Source organism: Cellulomonas sp. KRMCY2 (assembly GCF_000526515.1).
GTDB lineage: Bacteria > Actinomycetota > Actinomycetes > Actinomycetales > Cellulomonadaceae > Actinotalea.
The window spans coordinates 2503154-2526555 of the sequence record NZ_JAGF01000001.1 but is presented as its reverse complement, the minus strand read 5'-3'; the positions used below and the strand labels follow the sequence as shown (position 1 = coordinate 2526555).

The following is a 23402-nucleotide window of genomic DNA, read 5'->3' as shown; positions in this document are numbered from 1 at the left end:
GCCGTCAGATCTTCAGCACGTCCAGCCCGAGCACGCTCGACATCACCTCGAGGCGACGCACCAGGTCACCCGTGGCGAGGATCGCGTGATGGGACGGCAGGTTCTCGACGAAGCGGTAGCCGTCCTCGACGCGGAGCACCGCCCCGTTGAGACAGTCCGAGTTCGTGAACTGGTGGTAGCCCGTCAGGACGGACGGGGCGACCACCAGCGTCTTCATGTCGCCGGCGATCTTGACGATCGTGGTCGCACCCTCGGCGAGCCGCGCGTCGATCACGTTGGCGCTCGGGTCGACGATCTCCAGCACGCGCGGCCGCAAGGTCCACTCGGTGGCGAAGGACTGCGGCACGACGCCGAGGAAGCCGCAGTGCGCCACGAGGACGTGGTTCTCGGGCTCCTCGTCGACCGGGGGGAAGAACGGGATGCGCTCGTGCGCGAGCGCGGCCTGGCCCATCAGATAGGGGTACAGGTTGGTCATCATGACCGGGGCCTTGAGCGACTTGTGCACCAGCGTCTTGGTGATCATCGAGGTCAGGTCGGCCTCGCAGCCCCACATCAGGCCGCGCTCCTCGAAGAGCAGGTTCCAGGCCAGGCACGGCGTCGTGGGAGACGTCGTCGACTCGTTCAGGCAGTTGATGCCGGCCGCGATGACGTCGCCGGTCTCGTCGAGCTCGTCGCCGAGCGCGACGTACAGCCGCAGGGCGTCCGCCCTGCCTCTGGGGGCCAGGCCGACGATGGGCGTGCGGGCCGACAGGCGGTCCCAGGCGGCCTCGACCCGGGCGTCCGGCACGGCGGCCGCACGCGCGGCGAGGTCGTGGAAGCTGCGCCGCTCGACGCGTACCCCGAAGGCCTTCTGCAGGTCGAGGACGCACTCGTCCTCCCACCAGTAGAACCGCTTGAAGATGTCCGGCTGCATGCCGGCACCGAGGTCGTCCTGGTAGGCGAGCATCGAGGAGTGCCGGAGGGTCTTCTGGGTGGCGAGCGTGCGGCAGACGTCCTCGCACTCGGTCAGGGAGGTCGGTGCGATCGTGGCGACGCCCTTGCGGCGCAGGTGGTCGCGGATCTCCCAGTCCCACATCAGGACGCTGCCGAACTCGGTCGACAGGAGCAGGATCGGCACATCGATCCGGCGGAACGAGTCGACCATGCGGTACGCCAGACCACTGAGGTCCGGCACGACGACAGCACTCGTCCCGGCGGGGACCGGGCGGTCGATGTGCGCGGGCTCGAGCCAGTCGACGAGCTCGCTCGTCAGCTCCTTGAGCTTGCCGAGCTGGCGGACGAACGTCTCGCTCGGGACGTCTTCGAGGTGGACGGGCAGCAGACCCGGCTTCATGATCACAGTGCCTTCCGTGAGAGCGAGGGCTTGACGACGACCTTGAGCGCAGCCGGGTCCTGGGCGCGACCGACGGCCGCCGCGAAGTCCTCGAGGGCGTAGCGGTCCGAGACCATCCAGTCGAGCTCGAGCCGGCCCCCGCCGACCAGCTCGGCCGCCCGGCGGCAGTCGTCGAGCGTGGATGCCGTCGTGCCTGCGACGAGCAGCTCCTTGTAGTGGATGAGGTTGGTGTCGAGCTCGACGGTTGGCCGGCTCCTGGGCAGACCACCGAAGTACAGCACCCGCCCGCCGGTCGCGGCGAGGTGCAGCGCCGCGGACTGGAGGGCGTGCACCGGAGCGGCGGTGATGACGACGTCGGCGCCGAGACCCCCGGTCGCCGCGGCGACGCTCTCGTACGGGTCGGCCGCGGTCGGGTCGACGACGACCGCGGCCCCGGCGCGCTGGGCCGCCTCGCGCCGGACGGCCGACGGCTCGGAGCAGATCACCAGCGCGGCCCCCCTGGTGCGCGCGAGCGCCACGTGCAGGAGCCCGACCGGCCCCGCGCCCGCGACGAGGACCGTGTCACCCTCGTGGACGTCGACCTTGTCCTGGCCCCGGAGCACGCAGGCGAGCGGTTCGATGAGGACCCCGGCGTCCGACGACACCGCACCGAGCGGGATGAGGTTCCCGCGCGCGACGGCGCGGGCGGGGACCAGGACGCTCTGGGCGAAGCCCCCGTCCAGCGAGATGCCTATCGCCTCGGTCGTCGGGCACAGGTTCTCGTTCCCCCGTCGGCACTGGGCACACACGCCGCAGCCGATGTTGGGAGCGACGAAGACCACGTCGCCGACGGCAAGGCCGGGCGGGGCCGCACCCGGGCCCACCTCGCTCACTCGGCCGACCACCTCGTGGCCGGGCACGCGTCCCGTCCCGTTCGCGAACCCGGAGTGCTCGCCCTTGAAGATCCGGACGTCGGTGCCGCACACCCCCGCGCTGTCCACGGCGACGCGCACGTCCCCGGGACCCAGGGGCCGGACGTCGACGTCGGCCACGACGAGGTCGCGCGGGCCCCGGTACACCACGGCGCGCATGGTCACTGCCCCGTCCGCGTCTGCCAGGCGGGGACGAATCCCGCCGCCTGCACCTCGGCGACCGTCACGGTCCGGCCCTCGAGCATCGAGAGCGTCCCGGCGAGGACCAGGCCGACGGCTCGGGTGCCGTCGGCGGCGCCGACCCGCAGGGGGGCGCCATCCATCGCGTCGACGAAGGCCACCATCTCCCGCACGTAGGCGTCGGCGAACCGGTCGCGCCACGAGCGGTACACCGCCTCGCCCCGCAGCGCCGTGCCGGCGACGATGCTCGCCGGCCCGCCGGGCCCGGTGTGACCCACCTGCACCATGCCCGCCGTGCAGGTCACCTCGACCCGCGCGTCGTAGCCGTAGTCGGCGGGACAGACCCCGGCCACGGTGGCGATGGCCCCCGACTCGAAGGTCACTGTCGCGACCAACGTGTCGTAGAAGTGCTCCGTGACGACGCCCCGCTGGGCGCCCTTGAAGTTGGCGACCCGGGTGTGGATGTCCACCGGCTCGGATCCGGCGTACCAGCTGATCGTGTCGAGGTCGTGGCTGTTGACCTCCGCGATCATGCCGTTGGAGGTCCGGATGTCGTTGGCCCACGCCGGCGGCAGGCCCGGTCCGTGGGTGAGGGACTTGATGATCATCGGGTCGCCGATCTCCCCGCTGCGGAGCAGCTCGGCGCCTGCGACGAAGTCGCTGTCGAAGCGACGCATGAAGCCGAGCTGCAGCGCGATCCCGGCGGCTTCGGCGGCCCCGCTGATCTCCGCGCACTCGACGAGGTTCATCGCCATCGGCTTCTCGAGGTGCACGTGCAGGCCGGCGCGGATCGCCGTCAGCGCGAGCGGGTGGTGGGTGAAGGTCGGGGTCGTGATCACGACCCCGTCGTAGGTCCCGCGCTCGAGCGCCTCCGCCAGGGTGGCGCACACCAGGCCGACGCCGTAGTCGGCGGCCAGCTCGGCGGCGATCTCGCGGCTCGGGTCGCAGATCGCCGTCACCTCGGCTCGGTGCCCGACGTGCTCGGTGATGCTCCGGGTGTGGAGCCGACCGACGCGTCCCGCACCGACCATGCACAGCCGCTTCGTCGCCATCAGATGGTGTCTCCCGTTCCGTGGTGCTCGGTCAGTGCTGACTCGCTGCGGTAGCCGGCGGCCCATCGCGCCGACCACCGCTGGTAGCTCTCGGTGGCGGCCGCGTAGGCGGCCGTCGTGGCGGGATCGGGGCGCGCGACCGGTCCGTACGCGGACGGCTCGAGCTCGGGCAGCTCCTGCCCGATCGCGGCCATCGCGACCATCGCGGCGCCCCGGGTTCCCGACTCGGCGCCCACGACAGGCCGGTACGGCGTCGCGAGGACGTCCGCCTTGATCTGGTTCCACACGTCGAGCCGGCTGCCGCCACCCGTACCGATGATCTCCGTGACCGCGACATCCGGTGCTGCGCCGCGGGCGATGTCGGCGTAGCGCCGGTACTCGAAGGCGATCGCCTCGAGCGCCGCCCTGGCCAGGTGCGCGCGGCCGGTCACGGCCGACAGCCCGACGATCGAGCCGCGCATGCTGGGCGACACCGGGGCCACGCGCCCCGAGAAGTGCGGGGAGACCATCACGCCGTCGCTGCCGGGCGGCACGCTCGACGCCGCGGCCGCGAGGTCGGCGTACGCGTCGGGGTCGACGGACGCGTGTCCGAGCACCTCGCGACACACCCACTCCACGACCTGCCCCGCACCACCCACGTAGGCGAGCGAGTACCACCGGCCGGGCAGGGCCGCCCGCATCGTCATGAGCGTCCCGTCCGACGCGTCCGGTGCGAACACCGGCAGACAGACGCCGAAGACCGCGGCGGTGCCGGCGATGTCGAACGCCTGACCGGCCCGCGCGGCGCCCGCCCCGAGCGCACTCGCGGCCGTGTCACCGCAGCCGGCCGCCACCGGCACACCAGGCCGCAGACCGAAGTCCGCCGCAGCCCGGTCGGTCAGGGTGCCGACGATCTCGGCGCTCTCGACGATCCGGGGCAGGAGATCCGGATCGACGCCGACGGCGTCCACCAGCGCCTCGTCCCACGCGGCGCGTCCCACGTCGGCGACGGAGGTGAAGTGCAGGTACGAGGGGTCGATGAAGGCGGACCGGCCCACCGTCGCCGTGGCCCGGCCGGCCACGTACCCGGCTGCCGTGACGAACGACGCCGCGTCGCGGCAGACGTCGGGGCGATGGCGACGCCACCAGAGCATCTTCGGTCCGATGCTGATCGTCGGGGCGCACCCGGCCGTCGCGGTGATCCGATCGCCGAGGGTGCGCGAGAGCTCGTCGGCGACGTCGCCGCAGCGGGTGTCGAGCCACGAGTCGAAGGCGGCGAGCGGCCGGTGATCCTTGTCGACGATGCCGACCCCCGCCATCTGACCGACCATCGCGACCGCCCCGATCCGCTCGGGGGCGTACCCCCCGGCGAGGCACACCCGGCTCGCAGCGGCCGCGGCCTCGTAGAAGTCGTCCAGGTCCTGCTCGGCCCGGCCCGGCCCCGAGTGGCTCAACGTCAGCGGGCAGCTCGCGCTCGCGTGCATCGCGCCGTCGAAGCCGTAGATGCCGGCCTTGACCACGCTGGTCCCGAGATCGATGCCGAGCACCGCTTCCGCGTTCATGGTCGGCCGCTCCCGTGGCCGTCGCGCGCCGCCGATCTCGTGCGGCGCCGATCTCGTGCGGCGCTGCCGCGGAACGAGGACAACGCCTGCTTCATCTCGCCGAGCCGTTCGAGGTGGTCGCGACCGCGCTGGACGGCGACGGCCGTCGCGAGCACGTCGATCAGGACGAGCCCGGCCAGGCGGCTCACGGTGGGCGTGTAGACGTCGGTGTCCTCGAACGTGCGCAGGATCAGGCCGACGTCGGCGTGGTCGATCAGCGGGCTGGGACCACCGGCGATCCCGATCAGCGTTGCTCCTCGGTGCTTGCCCTGGGCGGCGATGTCCAGGACGGAGGTCGAGCGGCCCGTGTTGGAGATGGCCACGATCACGGTACCGGGCCCGCTCATCGAGGCCGTCATGAACTGCTGGTGCAGGTCGATGGGCGCGGCGCACGGCACGCCGAACAGCACGGCCTGCTGCAGGGCGTCCTGCGCGATGATCCCGGATGCGCCCAGGCCCACGAACAGGAGGTCGCGGGCGTCGAGGAGGACGTCCACGGCCGAGGCCACCGCGCGGGTGTCGAGCGCGCGGCGCGCCCGGTCCAGGCTGCTCACCGTGTGATCGAAGATCTTCATCGCCATGGCCTCGACCGTGTCGTCGAGCTGGATCGCCGAGTGCGTGACCGGGATGCCGATCGCGAGCGCCTGGGCGAGGGCGAACTTGAACGTCTGGAACCCGTCGAAGCCCAGCGCGTTGCAGAACCGCATGACTGTCGGCTCGCTCACCCCCACGGTCGCGGCGAGGCCGGCCATACCCATGCCCATCGTCGCGGCCGGGTCCCTCAGGACGAGCTCGGCGACCTTGCGCTCCGACGGCCGAAGGCGGCCCTCGATGGTGCTCAGCCGCTCCATCAGCGCCAGGGGTGCTGCCGCCACCATCGCCGGCCTCATCCCTGGTCGAGGGCGTGGATGAGGTTCTCGACGGCCTGGGTCGTGGACCGCCGGATGCTCGCGTGCGTGTAGCCGCCCAGGTGCGGCGTCGAGATCACCCGGGGGTGGCGCAGCAGCGCCGTGATCTCCGGCGGCTCCACGTCGAACGCGTCGACGGCGTACGCGCCCAGCGTGCCGGCCTCGAGCGCCGCGAGCACGGCGTCGTCGTCCACGAGCGCCGACCGCGCCGTGTTCACCAGGACGGCGCCCCTGGCCACGTGCGAGAGCCTGGCGGCGTCGATCATCGGTGCGCCGTCCGCCGCCGGTGGGCAGTGCAGGCTGATGACGTCGCACACCTCGAGAAGGTCGTCGAGGTCCATCAGGGGCACGTCGGTGGCGGCGACGAACGGGTCGAAGCCGACCACCCGGGAGCCCAGCGCCGAGAAGGCCTGTGCCGTCCGCCGCCCGATGGCGCCGAGGCCGACGATGCCGACAGTGCAGTCCGGGAGCTCCGCACCCGGCGTCCGCTCCCACCGGCCGGCGACGAGGGCCGCGGCGCTCCACGGCACGCTGCGCAGGGCGCTCAGGCTGAGCGCGAGGGCGAGCTCGGCCACGCCCTGGGCGTTGGAGCCGACGGCCCGCTCGACCCGGACGCCGGCGCGGGCGGCGGCCGCCATGTCGATCGCGTCGGTCCCGGACCCGTTGCGGCTGATCACCCGCAGACCGGTGGCGCTGCCGAGCACCCGCTCGCTGATCCGCTCCACACCGGCCAACCAGCCGACGCAGCCGGGTACGACCTCGAGCAGCTGGTCCTCGGTGGGCATCCGGCCGGGGGGCGCGCCGACGAGCTCGTACCCGCGCTCGCGGACGGGGGCGAGCTCGGGGACGGTCTCCAGACCCGCCTCGGTGAGCGACCGCGGCGTCACGAGCACCCTGCCGGCCGTCATCGCCGGGTGTCCGTGGCGATCCGGTCCAGCGCGTCGAAGACCGGCCCCGAGGTCGGGATCTCGAGGTCGAACACCTCGGCGACGACCTGCGTCCAGCCGTGCAGGAAGTAGACCCAGCCGTCCTCCACCTGCACGTGCCCCGCGGCGCGCGCCTGGTCCAGGAACACCAGGTCACCCCGGTAGTTGAGGTCCCAGGCCACGGCGTCCAGCGGGAAGGCCGCCGCATCCGTGAGCGGCGACCCCGGGGCGTCCTTGCCGAGGCCCGTCGCGTTCACGACCAGCGAGCCCGGCGCCAGCGTCGCGAGGATGGCATCACTGGCCTGCGGCGTCGGAGTGTGCACGACCTCGACCGGGACGTCGGTGCCCAGCTCGTCGTGCACCCGGCGCAAGGCCTCCAGACGTGGCGTGCTGCGGTTCGCCACGACGATGCGCGCGGGGCGATCCGCACCGCGCTCGGGACGCGAGAGGTACCAGCTGATGGCGATCGCCGACCCGCCCGCACCCATGACGAACGCGTCGGCGCCCGTGCGCTGCCAGTGGCCCGGCGGCAGGAACGCGTCGATGGCCAGGCCCGAGGAGATCGGGTCCTTGGCGTGGCACACGAGCCGGCCGTCGCGCTTCGACAGGCAGCTCGTCTCCCCCATGAGCTCAGCGTGCGGGTCGATCACGTCGAACATGTCCCGGCACGCGTCGTAGAGGTCGATCTTGTGCGTGGTCACGAGTGCGCCGCGGCTCAACGGGTCGTGGGCGATGAAGTCCACGACGCGGCGGTAGTCCTCGGCCGGCGCATGCAGCGGCAGGTCGATGCCGACCAGCCGCACGTCGCCGAGGCCGAGCTCCGTGGCCCATCGCGGGAACACCGTGCGGATCGAGGACTTCCCCGTGGTGACACCGATGAAGTAGATCGTCGGCACGTCCGCTGCCGCCGGCAGGGGGTCGGTGGTGCCGGTGGCAACGGTCACCGGGTCACCGCCTCGGCCCGTGCGCTGCACGCCGTCACGATGGCGCGAGCCCTCGCCCCGATGTCGTCCCAGCGCCGGGCCGCGACGTCGGCACGGGGTGCGACCCACGTCCCTCCGACGGCGAAGACGCTGGACAGCGCGAGGTAGTCGCCGACGTTCGCGGCGGTCGCCCCGCCGGTGGGCATGAAGCGCACCCCGGTCGCGGCGAACGGCCCGGCGAGGGCCTTGAGGGTCGGGACACCGCCGTAGGCGCCGGCCGGGAAGAACTTCACGTGGCGGATCCCGGCGTCGAGTATCACGATGATCTCGCTCGGGGTCACCGCCCCGGGGATGAACGGCAGGTCCCGCTCTGCGGCCGCGGTCAGCAGCGCGGCCGAGACGCCCGGCGACACGCCGAACTGGGCACCGGCGTCCACCGCGGCGGCCACCATGGCGGCGGTCAGCAAGGTCCCGGCGCCCAGCAGGCACTCCGGCACCTCCGCGGCGATCCGGGCGACCGACTCGAGCGCCGACGACGTGCGCAGGGTCACCTCGATGACCGGCAGCCCCGCCTCGACGAGCGTGCGGGCCAGCGGAACCGCGTCTGCCACGTCGTCGATCTCGACGACGGGCACCACACCGTGCCGCTCGACGGCCGCGAGAAGGTCCTGGGCGTTCATCCGCGCGTCGCCCGGTAGCCGACGTGCTGGGGGTTCGGCCGCGTGGTCCAGCCGCCGGCCCCGTCGGTGACGACCAGCTGGGCCATCCCGCCCGCGTCGGCGATCAGCCCGTAGTCCTGGCCACTGTCCGCCGCGTAGCAGAACAGGGTGACGAACGGCTCGCTGCCGACGTTGACGCTCCGGTGGATCCAGTGCCCGGGGACGTGCACGGCCTCCCCGGCGGAGAGCGGGATGGCCTTGCTCTCCCCGGAGAGCGTCTCGAGGAGCATCACGCCACGGCCGCTGAGGCAGTGGTAGAGCTCGGCGCGGTCGGCCTTGGCGTGCAGGTGGCCGCGCGTCACGGCGAACTCGTCACCGATCCGGCCGGGCAGCACGGTGCTGGTCCCGATGATCAGCGCACCGGCGCCGTCGGCCCCGCGGTGCTCGTCGACGTGGTAGACGAGACGATCCGCGCCCTGCGACCGCACGGCTGCCTCGAACGCGTCCCCGTCGGCGTACACGCCGACCAGGTCTCCCAGGACCTTGTCGTACGCGCCGGTCCGGCCCGCCATGGCACCGTCGGCACCGATCGTCAGCAGCCCGGGCTGCATGAGGACGTCCGGAGCGTCCAGGTCCATGGGCGTCGGCTCTGGCATCGCCGGCATCGGTCTCCCCCTCGTCGTCGGAGCGTGTTGTAGTGAGACTACTGACTGCCCGCACCCCGCGCAACCCTCCGCACGGGTGAACGCGCCGGTCTGCGTCTGTACGCCACCTCGTGCGTAGTGGTACTACTGGGATCGGAGCTCAGCCAGCCTGCTGAGGCACGGGCCTGCGCCGAGCACAGGGAGCCGAAGAGAGCATGTCGTCCAGCACAGCGCACGACCACGGCCTCGTCCGCACGGTGCTCGGCGACCGACCGGCGAGCGAGCTCGGTCGCTGCGACTACCACGACCACCTCTTCCAGACGTCCCCGCTCCTCGCCGGCGACGAGCTCGACGACGAGGACTCCAGTCGCCGGGAGGCGGCCGAGCTCAGAGCCGCGGACATCACCACCATGGTCGAGGCCACCCCGACGGGCCTGGGCCGTGACCCCGCCGGGGTCGCCCGGATCAGCGAGGCGACGGGGCTCGCCGTCGTCCACGTGAGCGGCGCCCATCGCTCCGAGCACTACGCCGCGGGCCACTGGCTCTTGGCGGAGGGGGTCACGGACCTGGCAGACCGCTTCACGCGCGACATCCGCGACGGCTTGCCCGACGAGGACGTCCCCGATCGCGGTCCGACTGCCCGTGGCCCGTCCGGTGAACCCGTGCGGGCAGGCCTGCTCAAGGCCGGTATCGGATACTGGCGGATCGACCCCTTCGAGCGTCGGGTGCTCGCCGCCGTCGCGGCTGCCGCCGGCGAGACCGGCGTCAGTGTCATGGTGCACCTCGAGCACGGCTCGGCGACCTGGGAGGTGCTGGACGTCCTGGCAGCGGAGGGGCTGCCCGCCGAACGGGTCGTGCTCGCGCACGTCGACCGCAACCTGGATCCCGGCCTGCATGCCGAGCTCACCCTCGCGGGTGCCTACCTCGGCTACGACGGCATGGCGCGCCACCGCGAGGCTCCCGACTCCGCCATCCTCGACTGCCTCGAGCGGGTGCTCGCCACCGGAGACCCGGGCCGTGTCCTGCTCGGCGGCGACGTCGCACGACGTCATCGGTACCACTCCTACGGGGGCATGCCGGGGCTGACGTACCTGCCGCTGCGCTTCGTGCCCCGCCTGCGCCGGCGCGTCGGCGGGCACCTGGCCGAACAGCTGCTGGTCGACAACCCCGCACGCCTGCTGACCCTGCGCTGAGCCGCGCGCCGAGGGCGCAGATCCGACAGTCCGGCGTCAGCCGACGCCAGGGCCGGCCGACGGATGCGGGTCGCCGTCCGGGCTCCCCGGTTCGAAGCTCCCCCGGAACTCGGAGAGCGCCGCCTTCATCTCCCGCAGCCGCTCCAGGTGACCCGGTCCACGGCGGACGGCCACCGCGGTCGCAAGCACATCGACCAGGACCAGGCCGGCGAGTCGGCTCACGGTGGGCGTGTAGGTGTTGGTGTCCTCGAACGTCCGGAGCACGATACCGACGTCGGCGAGGTCGAGGAGCGGGCTCGGACCACCGACCACGCCGATGATCGTGGCTCCGTTGCGCTTCGCCTCCACCGTGATCTCGAGGATCGATCGCGACCGGCCCGTGTTCGAGATCGCGACGAGGACGCTGCCGGGCTCCATCATCGAGGCGGCCATGAACTGCTGGTGCAGGTCGATCGGGGCGGCGCACGGCACGCCCAGGAGCACGGCCTGCTGCAGCGCATCCTGAGCGATGATGCCCGAGGCGCCGAGGCCCACGAGGACCACCCGGCTCGCTTCGAGCAGGACGTCGACCGCTGTCGTCACGGCTGTCGTGTCGAGTCCACGGCGGGCGCGGTCGAGACTGCTCAGGGTGTGGTCGAAGATCTTCGTCGCCATCTCGGCGACGGAGTCGTCGACGCTGATGGCCGAGTGGGTGACCGGGATGCCGATGGCGAGGGCTTCGGCGAGTGCGAAGCGGAACGACTGGAAGCCGTCGAAACCGAGGCCGTTGCAGAAGCGCATGACCGTCGGCTCGCTGACCCCGGCGCTGGCGGCCAGGGCTGCCATGTTCACCCGCACGGCCGCAGCCGGATCAGCGAGCACGGCCCTGGCGACCTTGAGCTCCGAGGGACGCAGCCGTTCGCTGTGGTTCGTGAGCCGTTCAAGGAGCGGCAACGTGTTCGGCTCCCGAACCATCAACCCTCCACGGCTAGCCAGATCCTCGCGCGACAACCGAGTTTGGCACATCGCACTCCCCCACACCCTCAGGTGCCGAGCGGCGGCGCGGCCGGCGGCGACGGACGCTCTGGGGCGGGCAGGACGTCAAGGTGAGTGGTGATCGCCGTCGGGGCAGCGGCGGGGCGGCCGAGGAAGGACCCTTGCCCGGCGATCCCGGCGACCGCGGACGGTCCACGGCCGATGCCGAGGACCGCGCCGAGCATGTCCGCGTCCTCGATGCCTTCGGCCACGACCCAGCCGCCCGTCTGCTGGACGAACGTCGTCGCCGCGGCAACTGTCGCGTCGGAGGCCGGGTCGAGACCGAGTCGGGCGATCACGTGGCGGTCGATCTTGACCACGTCGAAGCGGACGTGCGTCAGGGCGCGGAGGCCCGCGTTGCCCCGGCCCATGTCGTCCAGGGCCAGCCGGAAGCCAAGGGCGTGTGCCCGCCTGAGCACCCCGATGGGCTCGGGCAGATCGAGGCCGGTGTGCTCGGTGACCTCGAGGATGACGTCTCTCGGAGCGAGGCCGGCCGACGCTGCCTCGGCGACGAGCGCCTCGACATCGAGCCGAGGCAGCGCGTCGGGATGGACGTTGACGAACAGCAGCCCGTCCCAGTGCCGTGCACGGACGCTCGCCAGGACCGTCCGGCGGGCGCACTCGTCGAGCTCGGCGGCAAGACCCAGGCGTCGGGCCAGCTCGAAGGCCTCCTGCGGGCCGTCGATCGGTACGCCCGCGGGAAGCCGAAGGAGGGCCTCGTGGCCGATGATCTGACCTCGGCGAAGGTCCCAGATGGGCTGGAACGCGACGGTCAGTCCGCCGTCGTCGGTGAGGAGGGAGGACATCGCGTCGAGCTTCTCCGCGCTGACCGTCAGCCCGGTGGACATCGAGTCGAAGGTCACGGTCTGGCGGCGGCCGCGGGCCTTGGCGTCGTACAGCGCGGCGTCCGCGCGCTCCCACAGCTCCTGAGCGGCGACCTCGTCGTGCGGCCGGGCCGACGCGATGCCGGCGCTGAACGTGATGCCGGGCGCCCGTTCCGTCAACGAGCGACGGACCCGCTCGAGCGCCTCGTCGGCCTGCACGTCGGTGCTGTTGACGAGCAGGACGGCGAACTCGTCACCACCCAGCCGGAAGGGGGTGTCGGACGCGCGCAACGTGTCGAAGGAGTCCGCCAACGCACACAGGACCCGGTCGCCGTAGGTGTGGCCCAGCCGATCGTTGACCTGCTTGAAGTCGTCGATGTCGATCAGACCCAGCACGACGTTCGTGGCGGTGTGGTCCGCGAGCGCGGCCTCCAGCGCGGGACGGAACGGGCGTCGTGCAGCGATCCCGGTCAACGCATCGGTGTTCGCCGTCCGCTGCGCCCGACGATGCTGCCGGTGCAGCGTACGTCCCCCGAACAGGTAGGAGAGCGGGATGGCGAGCACCAGCCCGAGCAGCAGCCCATAGACCTGGCTCACCCGTAGGTCGGCCAGCACGTTGCCGATGATCTCGGCCCGCTGATCGATCTCGATGACCAGCATCCCGTCCGGTGAGCGCACCGGCAGCAGGAACTCGTACCGCTCCGACTGCCCGGCTTCGCCCACGTCACGTTCGGAGTCGGCCGACGGCTCTCCGGACAGGAGGACGGCGTCGAGCCGCTCCGCGTCGACGGTGTTCGTGCCGGTCCCTACGACACCGACGGGTCGTCCGTCCGCGTCGAACAGGCCGACGTACTCGGTCCCGTTGGTCACCGCGATGTGCTCCAGCTGCGCCGCCACCGCTGCCCGCCGAGCGTCCGGCGCCAGATCTGCGGCAAGGACCGCCTCGAGGCCGACGATCTCAGCCTCATAGGTCCCGATCGCCGCTTCCAGGGTCCGCTGCTCCACCTGGCCCGAGGCGACCGCGTACTCGATCAGGCCGGCGCTGACGACGCTCAGTGTCACCGCCAGGACCCACCGCACGAGGAACGGCACGCGGCCGGCCGCGGAACGCGCACGACCCAACGGCTTGACGTCCATCCGAGGCCCCCTCGCCCGCAGTCCACGATCCGACCTGCCAAGCATGCGGGTCGAACGGGGATCGCGCCGGAGGCGAACCACAGGATCGCCTCCGCGTGGTCGTGCGCGGAGGCTGTCGGCTGCGTGATGTCGAGGTACCGGCCGCACATGCGGGTGCGCCCCGTCCGGGCGCGCGACCGGACCGCCTCAGTCCAGCGCGAGGAGCTCGCGGGCCTGCGGGTCGACCAGGGCGAGCGCCGCAGCCCGGGCACGGGCGGCCGAGCCAGCGGCTCGGGCCGCCGCGGCGATCTGACGGCACTGGTCCAGAGTGTGCAGGCGGAGCGCGAACCGCACTCCCGGCACCGATGCCGGTGACATCGACAACGATGTGATGCCCATGCCGGTCAGCGCGAGGGCCATGACAGGGTCGCCCGCGGACTCCCCGCACACACCCACCGGCTTGCCCAGATCGAGGCCGGCCGCCGCGGTCGCCGCGACGAGGTCCAGCACCGCGGGCTGCCAGATGTCCAGCAGATCGGCGAGCTCACCGCGCAGCCGGTCGGTCGCCATCGTGTACTGGGCCAGGTCGTTGGTGCCCACGGACACGAAGTCGACCTCGGCGAGCACCTCGCGCGCACGCAGCGCGACAGCGGGCACCTCGACCATCACACCTACGGTCCCGATCCCCGCGGCGCGTGCGCGGGAGGCGAACTCGGCGGCCTCGTCCACGGTCGCGATCATCGGAGCCATCACCCACGGGTGCTCGCCGGTCTGCCGCGCGGCGCGGGCGATGGCGGCGAGCTGGGCGTCCATCAGGCCAGGCGCCGTGCGGATCAACCGGTAGCCGCGCACCCCCAGTGCCGGGTTCTCCTCGCCGGGCTGGGTGACGAACGACAACGGCTTGTCCGCGCCCGCGTCCAGGGTCCGGATGACCACCTTCCGGTCGCCCAGCGCGGTCAGCGCCCGGGCATAGACCGCCGCCTGGTCGTCCTCGGTCGGCGCGGTCGACGCGTCGAGGAACAGCACCTCGGTCCGGAACAGCCCGACGCCCTGGACGGCCAGGTCGGTCAGCCGCTCGGCGTCGTCGGCGGTGCCGATGTTCGCCAGGAGCTGGACCGCGTGTCCGTCGGAGGTCGCGCCCGCAGCGGTGTCCTCGGCGAGCGTGGCGAGGGACTGGCAGCGCCGGCGCACCGCGGCGCGCGCGACGTCGTCCGGGTCCACCGTGACCGTGCCGCGGGCGGCGTCCACGGCCACCTCGTCGCCGTCCCGCAGGCTGGCCGCATCGCCGGCGCGCACCACGCACGGCAGCCCGAGCTGTCCGGCGATGATCGCGGTGTGGCTCGTCGGGCCGCCCTTCTCGATCACGATGCCCAGCACCAGCGACAGGTCCAGCACCGCGGTGTCCGCCGGCGAGAGGTCCTCAGCCACCACGACGGACGGGCGCCACAGTGCGGGAACGCCCGGCTCGGGCAGCCCCTGCAGGCGGGCGACGACGCGATCGCGCACGGAGGCCAGGTCCGTGGCACGCTCGGCCAGGTACCCGCCCGCCGCGGTGAACATGTCGATGAACTGCCCGGCGACCTCCCAGACCGCGAGCGCCGGATCGGTCCCCGCACGCACCTTGGCCGTGGACTGCGAGGCGAACGCCGGATCCTTGGCCATCAGGCTCGTCGCGTGCAGCACGTCTCTGAGGGTGCCCTGCGCGGCCTCCGCCCGCTCCTGCAGCGAGTCCGCGACGGCGTCGAACGTGGCCGCGAGGTGCGCAGCGGCGACCTCAGGATCAGAGTGCGCCGGCGCGCCGGCGGGAACGTGCGGTACCGGATGGGCCCGGGCCACCGGCCCGAGCACCGCGCCCCGCCCCACGCCGACCCCGGTGATCACACGCATCGGCGAGCTCACTCGGCGTCCAGGTCGGTCTCGAGCATCTCGACCAGCCGGTCGAGCAGCGCCGTGTCCTCGCCGGCGAGCACGACCTCCGCACCGTTCTTCACGCCCATGCTCATGACGAGCAGGATGCTCGAGGCGTCCACGGGCTCCTGGCCCGGGCGGGCGATGGTCACTGCCCCCCCGCCGGCGGCAACCACCTGCGTGAACAGCATCGCGGGACGGGCGTGCAGTCCGACCCTCGATGCGACGACGACGGTGCGCTCAGCCATGGTGAACCTCGTGGTGCCGGTTGATGAGAGCGGTCAGGTCGTCGAAGGTCTCGAGCAACCTGCCGCCCAGGACGACGTGGTACTGCCCGTGCTGGTGCACCGCCATCGTGACCTCGGGCAGGGCCTCGACGCGCGGCTCGTCGACCGCCGCGTCGTCGTGCAGCTCGAAGCGGAGCCTGGCCCAGCAGTGGGTCAGCGCCGCGACGTTCTCGGGCCCGCCGACGGCGTCGAGCAGCTCCGCGGCGAGACTCATGGCTCGACCTCTCGACCTGGCCCCGTGACGGGTGTCGGGGACGCCACGTCGACGAGCCGGCTCACGTGCAGGGCGAGGTAGAGCACCTCGTCGATCGTGATGGTCCAGCCGAACTCGTCGTGCAGCAGCTCCCCGACCCGCCCGGCCGACGTGTACTCCCGGGGACGGGCGTTCCGCAGCGCCGCATGCAGCTCGGCCGGGGTCTCGCTCAGCTTCTTGCCCTGCCGTTCCCGGAGGAAGAGGTAGCGCAGATGGGTGACGAACCGGGCCACCTCGACGGAGTCCTCGTCGATCTCGGTGCCGTACTCCTCGCGGATGACCGCGAGGATCTGGTGCAGCAGCGCGGTCATCTGGACCATCTGGCCGAGGTCGCTCGCGCCGAACTGGGCGTTGACCAGGTGCAGCGCGATCGGCACGGCCTCGATGTCGGGCAGCCGCACACCCCGCTCCTGCTCGACGAGGTCGAGTGCGGCCCGCGCCACGGCGACCTCGCCGGGGTACAGGTACTGCACCTCCCACCGCAGCGGGTACTCGATCTCGGTCGTGCCCCCGGCGGCGCGGCGCAGCGCGAAGCTCAGGTGGTCGGCCAGCGGGACGAGCACGTGCTCGGTGACGTGCGGCCCGAGCCGCTCGCGTGCCATCGCGACGACCTTCTCCGTGAGCTCGATGTCGGCCATCGGGATCTCGTCCACGAACGCCGCGATCCGCTCGGCGCTCGTGGCGCCGCTCGGCACGAAGACGCGCTCGATCCTGGCGGGGTCCACCTCCGTACCCGGGCTCATCTGGAAGCCCAGACCTCGCCCGAGGAGGACCCGCTCGACCCCGCGGTCATCCACTCCGAGCACGACGTTGTTGTTGAAGACCTTGACGACCTGCACCTGCTCCTCCTCTCCTCGTCGAGAGTCCGGTATCCCATCCTGGCGGGTGCCGTGGCCGCCGGACAGCGACCACGGCACCACCTGTCAGGACCGGGTCAGGCTTGCGCCGTTGGTCCGGATGACCTCGGCGTACCAGGCGAACGACTTCTTGCGGTATCGCTCCAGCGTGCCGGTGCCGTCGTCGCTGCGGTCCACGTAGACGAAGCCGTACCGCTTGCTCATCTGCGCCGTGCTGGCTGACACGAGGTCGATGCAGCCCCACGAGGTGTACCCCATGACCTCGACCCCGTCACGGACGGCCTCCCCCACCTGGTAGAGGTGGTCGTTGAGGTAGGCGATCCGGTAGTCGTCGACGACCGTCGTCACACCGTCGACCACGACGAGCTCGTCCTTGGCGCCCAAGCCGTTCTCCACGATGAACAGCGGCTTGCCCCACCGGTCCCAGAACTGGTTGAGCACCACCCGCAGTCCGACCGGATCGATCTGCCAGCCCCACTCCGACGCGGGCAGGTGCGGGTTCGGGATCCCACCCATGATGTTCCCCTCGCCGCGGACCTTCTTGGCCGGGTCGGCCGTCTCGCACAGCGACATGTAGTAGCTGAACGAGACGAAGTCGACGGTGTTCTGCAGCAGCTCGCGGTCCTCCGCGGTGATGTCCAGCTCGATGCCGTGCTCGCGGAAGTAGCGCAGTGCGTACCCGGGGTAGGCACCGCGCACGTGGACGTCGGAGAACATGAGGTTGGCGTGGTCGGCGTCCATCACCGCGAGCATGTCCGCCGGGTCGGGCGTGAGCGGGTAGATCGGCATCGAGATGACCATGCAGCCGACCTGGATGCCGGGGTACGACTCGTGGGCGATCTTGGTCGCCAGCGCGGACGCGACCAGCTCGTGGTGCACCGCCTGGAACAGCTGGGACTGCGTGAGCTCGTCCTTGGGCGTGCCGATCCCGCCCGACATGAACGGCACGTGCAGCACGGAGTTGATCTCGTTGAAGGTCAGCCAGTACTTCACCTTCGAGGAGTACCTGTCGAACAGGACCCGCACGTAGCGCTCGTAGAATCCGATCAGCTCGCGACTGACCCAGCCGTCGTACGTCTCGGTCAGGTGCAGCGGGGTCTCGTAGTGGGAGATCGTCACCAGGGGCTCGATGCCGTGCCTGTGACACTCGTCGAACACGCGGTCGTAGAACGCGAGGCCCTCCTCGTTGGGCTGCTCGTCGTCGCCGTTCGGGAAGATCCGGCTCCACGCGATGGACAGCCGGAACACCGAGAAGCCCATCTCGGCGAAGAGCGCGATGTCCTCGGCGTAGCGGTGGTAGAAGTCGATCCCGATCAGCTTGAGGTTGTCGGGGGTCGGCTCCGGCGTGCGCGGGGCCATGATCCCGCGCGGAGTGACGTCCTGGATGGACAGGCCCTTGCCGCCCTCGTCGAATGCTCCCTCGAGCTGGTTGGCGGCGGTGGCGCCTCCCCAGAGGAATCCCTCGGGGAACGTCCGTGGCTCAGCGTGCGTCATCCTCTGTCTCCGTCTCGTGCGGTGCTGATGGGGTGGGCGCGACGGCGCCGGGAGCCGGTCGGTGGTCGGGTCGACCCGACCACCGACCGACGCTGCGTCAGCCGACCAGGTCGAGGGCCGGCTCGTTGCAGCGGACGTCCCCGGTCGCGACCGGGACGACGGCGGCGTACCCGCCGTCGTCGGTCACGATCATCACGGTGATCGGGTTGTAGCCCGCGGCGGTGATCCCGGCGATGTCGAACTCGACGAGCAGCTCCCCGGCGGTCACGCGCTGGCCCTGAGTGACCAGTGGTGAGAAGTGCTTCCCGTTGAGCTCGACGGTGTCGAGACCGATGTGCACGAGGACCTCGAGCCCCTCGTCACCGCGGATGCCGAACGCGTGCGGCATCACGGTCAGCAGGACGCCCGAGATGGGCGCGTAGGCCCTGCCCTCCGACGGGATGACGGCCAGGCCGGTCCCCATCGCGCCGGAGGAGAAGACCTTGTCCGGCACGGCACTGAGCGGGACGACCGCACCGGCAACCGGCGAGGTCACCGCTGCGGCCTCGCTCGGCACGGCACCGCCCGCGACGGCCTCGGCATCCTCCTTGTTCGGGATGTCCTTGAAGCCCAGCACCATCGTCAGGGTGAAGGCGATCGCGATCGCCAGGCCGGTGCCGAGGAGCTGCAGCGCGAAGTTGCCGACGTCGACCGTTGAGGTGAGCGTGATCGCACCCGGCAGGACGAAGCCCATGGACGCCGAACCGCCCGACGCAGCGATCGCACCACCGATCGCGCCACCGATGCAGGCGAAGATGAAGGGCTTCTTCAACCGGAGCGTCACACCGTAGATCGCGGGCTCGGTGATGCCGGCCAGGAAGGCCGAGATGGTCGCCGGGCCGGCGACCGCCTTGAGGTCGCGGTTCCGGGTCTTGAGGAACACCGCGGCAGCCGCGCCTGACTGCGCGAGGACCGCGGCGAACAGCGGGCCGGTGAGCAGCGAGTAGCCCTGCTCCGACAGGTCCTGGATCATGACCGGCACGAATCCCCAGTGCACCCCGAAGATCACGAAGACCTGCCAGAACGCCCCCATGAGCGCACCGCCGATGAGCGGCGACAGGCCCCAGAACCAGTTCACGCCGGACGACAGGCCGCTGCCCGCCCAGTCCGAGATCGGGCCGATGACGAGGAAGGTCACCGGGACGATGACGGCGAGCACGACCAGCGGCGTGACGAAGTTCCGGATCGCGTCCGGCAGCACCCGGTTGAGCACCTTCTCGAGCTTGCTCTGGGCGTAGATGGCCAGGATCGTCGGGATGACCGCGGACAGGTAGCTGACCATGACCACCGGGATGCCGAGGAAGGTCAGCTCCCCGCCGCCCGAGGCGAACGCCGAGAGCGTGACGCTCGCGCCGTCGGCGTTCGGGATGACCGCGACGGTTGCGGAGTAGATCAGCGCACCGGCGATGGCGAGCGCCGAGTAGACGTCGGCCTTGAACTTCTTGGCCGCGGTCACGGCCAGCAGGATCGGCAGGAACTGGAAGATCGCGTCACCGGCGGCGAACAGGATCGCGTAGCTGGACGACGCGGCCGCCGTCTCGTCGGCCTTCGCCCAGACGGCGAGCAGGGCCTTGAGCAGGCCCGAGCCGGCGAGCACCCAGAGGAACGGGGTGAAGATGCTGGTGATGAGGTCGATCGCCTTGGCCAGGAGGCCACCCGACGCGGCGCCCTCCGACGTGACCTCGTGGTGGGCCGTCAACGCCTCGTAGACGTTGTTCACGGTGTTGCCGATGACGACCTGGAACTGACCGCCGGACTCCACGACGGTGATCACGCCGCGGGTCGCCTCGACGGCGGCCTTGTCCGCCTTCGACCGGTCATGAAGCTGGAAGCGGAGCCGGGTCGCGCAGTGCGTCACCGACTTCACGTTCTTGGCACCGCCGACGGCCCGCATGACCTCGTCGGCGATCACTTCGTACTTGCTTGCGGTAGCCATGATTCCTCCTTGAACCCGTCACGTCCGCAGCGTGGGCCTTGCCTGAGGCAACAAAAAAACCCAAGCCGTGCAACCGACTCGACCGTGAGGGCCGAACGGATGCCAGCTTGGGTTTTGCCTGCCGTGCAGTAACAATCCCAGACATCGGGGACGCACTGGGCGCCCGAGTCGGAACCTAGACCACCGGGCCCGTCCGTGTAAACCCCCGACTCTCGACCGCGTCGACGAGGGGCGTGCGCGCGGCCATGGCCCCGGGCCACCCCGCGGTCCGTCTCAGATCAGCCCGAGATCCTCGAAGGCGCTGACCAGGCCCGCACGCTCCGGACCGGCGGCGACGCGGTCTGCCACGGCGAGCACCCGTGGGTCCGCCCCCTCGATGGCCACCCCGATCCCGGCCTCGGCGATCATCTCCAGGTCGTTGAGCCCGTCGCCGAACGCGATGACGTCCGCGAGCGCGACGCCGACATGCTGAGCGGCGATCCGCATCCCGACGGCCTTGTGGACGCCCTCGAGGTAGATCTCGCCCGCGGACTCGCCCATGCCGGGGATCGAGCTCGGGAGCACTCCGAGCGGACCGCCGATCTCGTCCCGGAGCGTGACGACGGGCACGGACGAGCCGAAGCAGGTGATCTTGCCGAACGACGCACCGGCCAGGTCGTCGGACATCGTCAGGCCGTCCAAGATGTCCGACGGCCCTCCGTGGCGCTCGCCGGGCTGAGGGTGCAGGTGCGCGCCGAACAGCGCGGCGAGCCTGCGGTCGAGGCCCAGCGGCCCGTAGAGCGCGTCTGGCGCTTCGAGGATGAATGCGACGTCGTGGGCCCGGAGCGCAGCGACCGCCCGCTCGGCAAGCGGCGCGGGGAACCGTCGGTCCGCGAGCACCTCGCCGTCGACCTCCACGTACCCGCCGGCGGCGGCCACGATCCCGTCGAAGCCCGCACCAAGGATGCGCGCCGGCAGCATCGACTTGGGGCGCCCGGTGCACAGCAGGACGGCATGCCCTGCTGCGCGAGCTGCGCGCACCGCCGACGCGTGCGCCGCGGGGACCTCACCGTGGTGAGCGTAGGTGCCGTCGACGTCCAGGAACACTGCTCGCCTCATCCCGGCGACCGTACCCGAGCCCCGGCGGGCTGCCGAGGAGGGTGGGCGCGGAGCACCACGGGCTGCACGTCACGGTCGTGCGCGTCGCGCGTCGGACGCACGCGCCTCACTCTCGGCCGTCCTCCAGCGGGATGAGCATGGTCCGGAACGGGCCCCGGGAGCCGTGGAGCTCCCAGATGCGCGCCGCCACGTCGTCGATCCCGTTCTCGAGCCGAAGCTTCGGGATGCCTCCCGGGATGACGAGCTGGATGACGCGGATGCCCTCGTCCTGCAGCGCGTCGTGGAGCATCTCGCCGTACGCGCTCTCGGCAGGGAACGCGATCGAGGTGCCCGCGAAGCCGCTTCGCGCCTTCACCGACGTGCCGCCGTTGACGAGGATGATGCTGCCGTCGCCCGCCGTCCGCATCGCCGGCAGCACCGATCGAACCGCGTGGATGAGCCCCAGGGCCGAGAACCGCAGCGCCTCCAGCGCCAGCTCGGGCGTCATCTCGAGCACCGGTTCGAGGTACTCCCTGGACGGCAGCGGGCTGTACTGCAGCACGGCGATCGGGCCCAGCTCGGCCGCGGCACGCGCCAGGGCGACCTCGAGGGCGGCAGGGTCAAGGACATCCGCCGCGTAGCCGCGCGCGACCAGACCACCGTCCTGGAGCTGGGCCGCCAACGCGTCCAGCTTCGCCTGATCCCGAGAGATGAGCGCGATCGAGAAGCCCTCCGCACCGAACCTGCGCGCGACGGCGGCCCCGAGGCCCGGTCCAGCACCGATGATCGCGATGGTAGGCATGGCCGTCCCCTTCCGAAGAGTGTCTGATCGACCATAGCCGGAGCCCTGCGGAGCGCGGCGCACCGGTCGCGCGCCGCAGGTTCGAGCCCACATCCAACGCAAGAGACCCTCCCGATCCGAAGATCGAAAGGGCCTCTGATGCTACTGGCGCCCGGCCGTGGCCCGCGCCGGCATCGACTTCCCGGTCCGCATGCACGACCTGCGCCACGCCCACGCGTCCTGCCTCCTGGCCGGCGGAGCGGACCTGAAGTCCGTGATGGAGCGCATGGGCCACGCCCAGGTCATGACCACCCAGAGGTACCCGCACACCGTCGAATGCGCTCGTGGCACTACCGGTCGGCCGTCCGACGGGCGACCTTCAGGGGCGGGGTCTGGTCCGCCTCGACGCATCCACAGGTGACGCCGTACTCGATGTCGCAGTCCAGCAGGATCTCGCGGAACGGGCGCGCGGGGTCGTTCGACCGCTCGGTGAGCAGCTGCAGGGCGCGCGCCGCCATCGTCGGCACGGGCAAGGTCGCCCGTGTCGGCGTCATCCCGGTGAGGTCCGGGTCCCCGACACCGTCGAAGGTGACGATCGCGACGTCCCGCGGCACCCGGAGCCCGAGCCGGGTGATCGCGGTCATCGCCGCGCTGAACATGCGGTTGCCCGTCGCCAGCACGCCGAACGGCGGCTCCATGGTGCGGAAGAGCTGCAGCGCGCCCGCCGCGGCCTCCCCCTGCGAGGTGTGACCGCTGGACTCGAACGGCTGGAGCCCCGCCTCGGCCAGCACGTCGGCGTAGCCGAGCTGACGTTCGTGGACGCTCGAAATCGCTGCCTCGCCCGTGACCATGGCGACCTGTCGCAGGCGGTGGTGCTCCACCAGGTGGCGTGTCAAGACCCGAGCGGCCTCGCGGTTGTTCACCAGGACGTGGTCGGCTCTCGAGCGGATGCTCTCGACTGTCCGGTCGAGCACGACGATCGGAAGGCGCCGGGAGACGTCGGCAAGGCTCGGTGCACCCGCAGGAAGGACGATGAGCCCGTCCACCCTCTGCTGCCGGAACAGCCGCAGGTAGCGTTCCTCCTTCTCGGGGGACTCGTCGGAGATACCGAGGAGGATCGTCTGTCCACTCGAGCTCAGGCGCTTCTCGATGTTGTGGGTCAGACCCGCGAAGAAGCCGTTACGGATGTCAGGCACGATCAGACCGAGGTAGCCCGACTTGCTCGTCCGGAGCAACCGCGCGCGGTTGTCCGTCGTGTAGCCCAGGTCGTCGACCGCGCCGAGCACCCGCTCGCGCATCGCGTCGGTGACGTACGGCTCGCCGTTGAGCACACGGGAGACGGTCTTGATCGACACCCCGGCGGCCTCGGCTATGTCGACCAGGCGTGCGGCTCGGGGGAAACCCCTGGGCGCCCGCGGGCTGACCACCTCGTCACCGCTCATGGCGTGAGGTTAGTGGCTCGCCCGCGAAACCGGCGGCGACGGTCGGCCGTGTCCGGCCTCACGTC

21 protein-coding genes and 1 pseudogene are annotated in these 23402 nt (G+C 71.5%); 2 read left to right on the top strand and 20 right to left on the bottom strand.

Annotated elements, in window-relative coordinates; all coding sequences use genetic code 11:
- Nucleotides 1–4: 4 nt before the first annotated feature.
- Genes K415_RS0112125 through K415_RS0112085 form a run of 9 tightly spaced genes read right to left on the bottom strand, consistent with a single transcriptional unit; the run spans nt 5 to nt 9137 of the window.
- Nucleotides 5–1333 (bottom strand): hypothetical protein, encoded by a 1329-nt coding sequence (locus tag K415_RS0112125; protein WP_029663671.1) that lies wholly within the window; start codon nt 1331–1333, stop codon nt 5–7.
- A 2-nt stretch (nt 1334–1335) separates the two neighbouring features.
- Nucleotides 1336–2403 carry an alcohol dehydrogenase catalytic domain-containing protein gene (locus K415_RS0112120; protein ID WP_024287308.1) on the bottom strand — a complete coding sequence of 356 codons (1068 nt, stop codon included), beginning with the start codon at nt 2401–2403 and terminating at the stop codon, nt 1336–1338.
- 2 nt (nt 2404–2405) lie between these two features.
- On the bottom strand, nt 2406–3476 hold the full coding sequence (locus K415_RS0112115) for a Gfo/Idh/MocA family oxidoreductase (RefSeq protein WP_024287307.1): 1071 nt from the start codon (nt 3474–3476) through the stop codon (nt 2406–2408).
- The gene (locus K415_RS21880; protein WP_024287306.1) at nt 3476–5017 is read right to left on the bottom strand and encodes an FGGY-family carbohydrate kinase; all 1542 of its coding nucleotides are present in this window, start codon (nt 5015–5017) and stop codon (nt 3476–3478) included. Before K415_RS21880 ends, K415_RS0112115 begins: the two co-directional genes overlap by 1 nt.
- Entirely contained in the window at nt 5014–5946 is a 933-nt protein-coding gene (locus K415_RS0112105; RefSeq protein ID WP_051480558.1) for an SIS domain-containing protein, read from the bottom strand. The genes K415_RS21880 and K415_RS0112105 overlap by 4 nt, the downstream gene beginning before the upstream one ends.
- Nucleotides 5943–6872, bottom strand: a complete 930-nt coding sequence (locus K415_RS0112100; RefSeq protein WP_024287304.1) for an NAD(P)-dependent oxidoreductase — start codon at nt 6870–6872, stop codon at nt 5943–5945. Before K415_RS0112100 ends, K415_RS0112105 begins: the two co-directional genes overlap by 4 nt.
- The gene (locus K415_RS0112095; protein ID WP_197024723.1) at nt 6869–7834 is read right to left on the bottom strand and encodes a shikimate dehydrogenase; all 966 of its coding nucleotides are present in this window, start codon (nt 7832–7834) and stop codon (nt 6869–6871) included. Before K415_RS0112095 ends, K415_RS0112100 begins: the two co-directional genes overlap by 4 nt.
- Nucleotides 7831–8493: a bifunctional 4-hydroxy-2-oxoglutarate aldolase/2-dehydro-3-deoxy-phosphogluconate aldolase gene (eda, locus tag K415_RS0112090; RefSeq protein WP_024287302.1), complete on the bottom strand. Its 663-nt coding sequence runs from the start codon at nt 8491–8493 to the stop codon at nt 7831–7833. The genes K415_RS0112095 and eda overlap by 4 nt, the downstream gene beginning before the upstream one ends.
- On the bottom strand, nt 8490–9137 hold the full coding sequence (locus K415_RS0112085) for a glucose-6-phosphate isomerase family protein (protein ID WP_081785015.1): 648 nt from the start codon (nt 9135–9137) through the stop codon (nt 8490–8492). Before K415_RS0112085 ends, eda begins: the two co-directional genes overlap by 4 nt.
- 194 nt (nt 9138–9331) lie before the next feature.
- Here K415_RS0112085 and K415_RS0112080 point away from each other — a divergent pair, with 194 nt between their 5' ends.
- Nucleotides 9332–10309 carry a phosphotriesterase gene (locus tag K415_RS0112080; protein ID WP_024287300.1) on the top strand — a complete coding sequence of 326 codons (978 nt, stop codon included), beginning with the start codon at nt 9332–9334 and terminating at the stop codon, nt 10307–10309.
- Between the two features lie 36 nt (nt 10310–10345).
- Here the strand turns inward: K415_RS0112080 and K415_RS0112075 are convergent, their stop codons facing one another.
- The 10 genes from K415_RS0112075 to K415_RS0112030 form a co-directional block, all read right to left on the bottom strand.
- A complete protein-coding gene (locus K415_RS0112075; RefSeq protein ID WP_024287299.1) occupies nt 10346–11263 on the bottom strand; it encodes an SIS domain-containing protein in 918 nt (305 codons plus the stop codon).
- A gap of 68 nt (nt 11264–11331) precedes the next feature.
- Entirely contained in the window at nt 11332–13284 is a 1953-nt protein-coding gene (locus tag K415_RS0112070; protein WP_024287298.1) for a bifunctional diguanylate cyclase/phosphodiesterase, read from the bottom strand.
- Between the two features lie 186 nt (nt 13285–13470).
- Nucleotides 13471–15150 carry a phosphoenolpyruvate--protein phosphotransferase gene (ptsP, locus tag K415_RS0112065; protein WP_024287297.1) on the bottom strand — a complete coding sequence of 560 codons (1680 nt, stop codon included), beginning with the start codon at nt 15148–15150 and terminating at the stop codon, nt 13471–13473.
- An 8-nt stretch (nt 15151–15158) separates the two neighbouring features.
- Nucleotides 15159–15419, bottom strand: coding sequence for an HPr family phosphocarrier protein (locus K415_RS0112060; protein WP_024287296.1), 261 nt, complete (start codon nt 15417–15419; stop codon nt 15159–15161).
- Entirely contained in the window at nt 15412–15672 is a 261-nt protein-coding gene (locus K415_RS0112055) for a PTS transporter subunit EIIB (RefSeq protein WP_024287295.1), read from the bottom strand. Before K415_RS0112055 ends, K415_RS0112060 begins: the two co-directional genes overlap by 8 nt.
- The gene (locus tag K415_RS0112050; RefSeq protein WP_024287294.1) at nt 15669–16550 is read right to left on the bottom strand and encodes a PRD domain-containing protein; all 882 of its coding nucleotides are present in this window, start codon (nt 16548–16550) and stop codon (nt 15669–15671) included. The genes K415_RS0112055 and K415_RS0112050 overlap by 4 nt, the downstream gene beginning before the upstream one ends.
- A gap of 84 nt (nt 16551–16634) precedes the next feature.
- Nucleotides 16635–18062, bottom strand: a complete 1428-nt coding sequence (locus tag K415_RS0112045) for a glycoside hydrolase family 1 protein (RefSeq protein WP_024287293.1) — start codon at nt 18060–18062, stop codon at nt 16635–16637.
- A 97-nt stretch (nt 18063–18159) separates the two neighbouring features.
- Entirely contained in the window at nt 18160–20037 is a 1878-nt protein-coding gene (locus K415_RS0112040; RefSeq protein WP_024287292.1) for a beta-glucoside-specific PTS transporter subunit IIABC, read from the bottom strand.
- 273 nt (nt 20038–20310) lie between these two features.
- Nucleotides 20311–21135, bottom strand: a complete 825-nt coding sequence (locus K415_RS0112035) for an HAD hydrolase family protein (protein WP_024287291.1) — start codon at nt 21133–21135, stop codon at nt 20311–20313.
- A 106-nt stretch (nt 21136–21241) separates the two neighbouring features.
- A complete protein-coding gene (locus tag K415_RS0112030; protein WP_024287290.1) occupies nt 21242–21916 on the bottom strand; it encodes an SDR family NAD(P)-dependent oxidoreductase in 675 nt (224 codons plus the stop codon).
- A gap of 154 nt (nt 21917–22070) precedes the next feature.
- Between K415_RS0112030 and K415_RS23580 the strand changes: the two are divergent.
- Nucleotides 22071–22316 (top strand): annotated as a pseudogene (locus K415_RS23580) (tyrosine-type recombinase/integrase); the annotation flags it as partial.
- Here K415_RS23580 and K415_RS0112020 read toward each other — a convergent pair.
- Nucleotides 22246–23337 carry a LacI family DNA-binding transcriptional regulator gene (locus K415_RS0112020; protein ID WP_081785011.1) on the bottom strand — a complete coding sequence of 364 codons (1092 nt, stop codon included), beginning with the start codon at nt 23335–23337 and terminating at the stop codon, nt 22246–22248. The pseudogene K415_RS23580 and the gene K415_RS0112020 sit on opposite strands and share 71 nt — an antisense overlap.
- Nucleotides 23338–23402: the final 65 nt, after the last annotated feature.

What these genes read in the sequence shown, in the direction of transcription:
- K415_RS0112125 (WP_029663671.1), bottom strand. Translation starts at nt 1,333, where the DNA reads ATGAAGCCGGGTCTGCTGCCCGTCCACCTCGAAGACGTCCCGAGCGAG.
- K415_RS0112120 (WP_024287308.1), bottom strand. Translation starts at nt 2,403, where the DNA reads ATGCGCGCCGTGGTGTACCGGGGCCCGCGCGACCTCGTCGTGGCCGAC.
- K415_RS0112115 (WP_024287307.1), bottom strand. Translation starts at nt 3,476, where the DNA reads ATGGCGACGAAGCGGCTGTGCATGGTCGGTGCGGGACGCGTCGGTCGG.
- K415_RS21880 (WP_024287306.1), bottom strand. Translation starts at nt 5,017, where the DNA reads ATGAACGCGGAAGCGGTGCTCGGCATCGATCTCGGGACCAGCGTGGTC.
- K415_RS0112105 (WP_051480558.1), bottom strand. Translation starts at nt 5,946, where the DNA reads ATGAGGCCGGCGATGGTGGCGGCAGCACCCCTGGCGCTGATGGAGCGG.
- K415_RS0112100 (WP_024287304.1), bottom strand. Translation starts at nt 6,872, where the DNA reads ATGACGGCCGGCAGGGTGCTCGTGACGCCGCGGTCGCTCACCGAGGCG.
- eda (WP_024287302.1), bottom strand. Translation starts at nt 8,493, where the DNA reads ATGAACGCCCAGGACCTTCTCGCGGCCGTCGAGCGGCACGGTGTGGTG.
- K415_RS0112085 (WP_081785015.1), bottom strand. Translation starts at nt 9,137, where the DNA reads ATGCCGGCGATGCCAGAGCCGACGCCCATGGACCTGGACGCTCCGGAC.
- K415_RS0112080 (WP_024287300.1), top strand. Translation starts at nt 9,332, where the DNA reads ATGTCGTCCAGCACAGCGCACGACCACGGCCTCGTCCGCACGGTGCTC.
- K415_RS0112075 (WP_024287299.1), bottom strand. Translation starts at nt 11,263, where the DNA reads ATGGTTCGGGAGCCGAACACGTTGCCGCTCCTTGAACGGCTCACGAAC.
- K415_RS0112070 (WP_024287298.1), bottom strand. Translation starts at nt 13,284, where the DNA reads ATGGACGTCAAGCCGTTGGGTCGTGCGCGTTCCGCGGCCGGCCGCGTG.
- ptsP (WP_024287297.1), bottom strand. Translation starts at nt 15,150, where the DNA reads ATGCGTGTGATCACCGGGGTCGGCGTGGGGCGGGGCGCGGTGCTCGGG.
- K415_RS0112060 (WP_024287296.1), bottom strand. Translation starts at nt 15,419, where the DNA reads ATGGCTGAGCGCACCGTCGTCGTCGCATCGAGGGTCGGACTGCACGCC.
- K415_RS0112055 (WP_024287295.1), bottom strand. Translation starts at nt 15,672, where the DNA reads ATGAGTCTCGCCGCGGAGCTGCTCGACGCCGTCGGCGGGCCCGAGAAC.
- K415_RS0112045 (WP_024287293.1), bottom strand. Translation starts at nt 18,062, where the DNA reads ATGACGCACGCTGAGCCACGGACGTTCCCCGAGGGATTCCTCTGGGGA.
- K415_RS0112040 (WP_024287292.1), bottom strand. Translation starts at nt 20,037, where the DNA reads ATGGCTACCGCAAGCAAGTACGAAGTGATCGCCGACGAGGTCATGCGG.
- K415_RS0112035 (WP_024287291.1), bottom strand. Translation starts at nt 21,135, where the DNA reads ATGAGGCGAGCAGTGTTCCTGGACGTCGACGGCACCTACGCTCACCAC.
- K415_RS0112030 (WP_024287290.1), bottom strand. Translation starts at nt 21,916, where the DNA reads ATGCCTACCATCGCGATCATCGGTGCTGGACCGGGCCTCGGGGCCGCC.
- K415_RS0112020 (WP_081785011.1), bottom strand. Translation starts at nt 23,337, where the DNA reads ATGAGCGGTGACGAGGTGGTCAGCCCGCGGGCGCCCAGGGGTTTCCCC.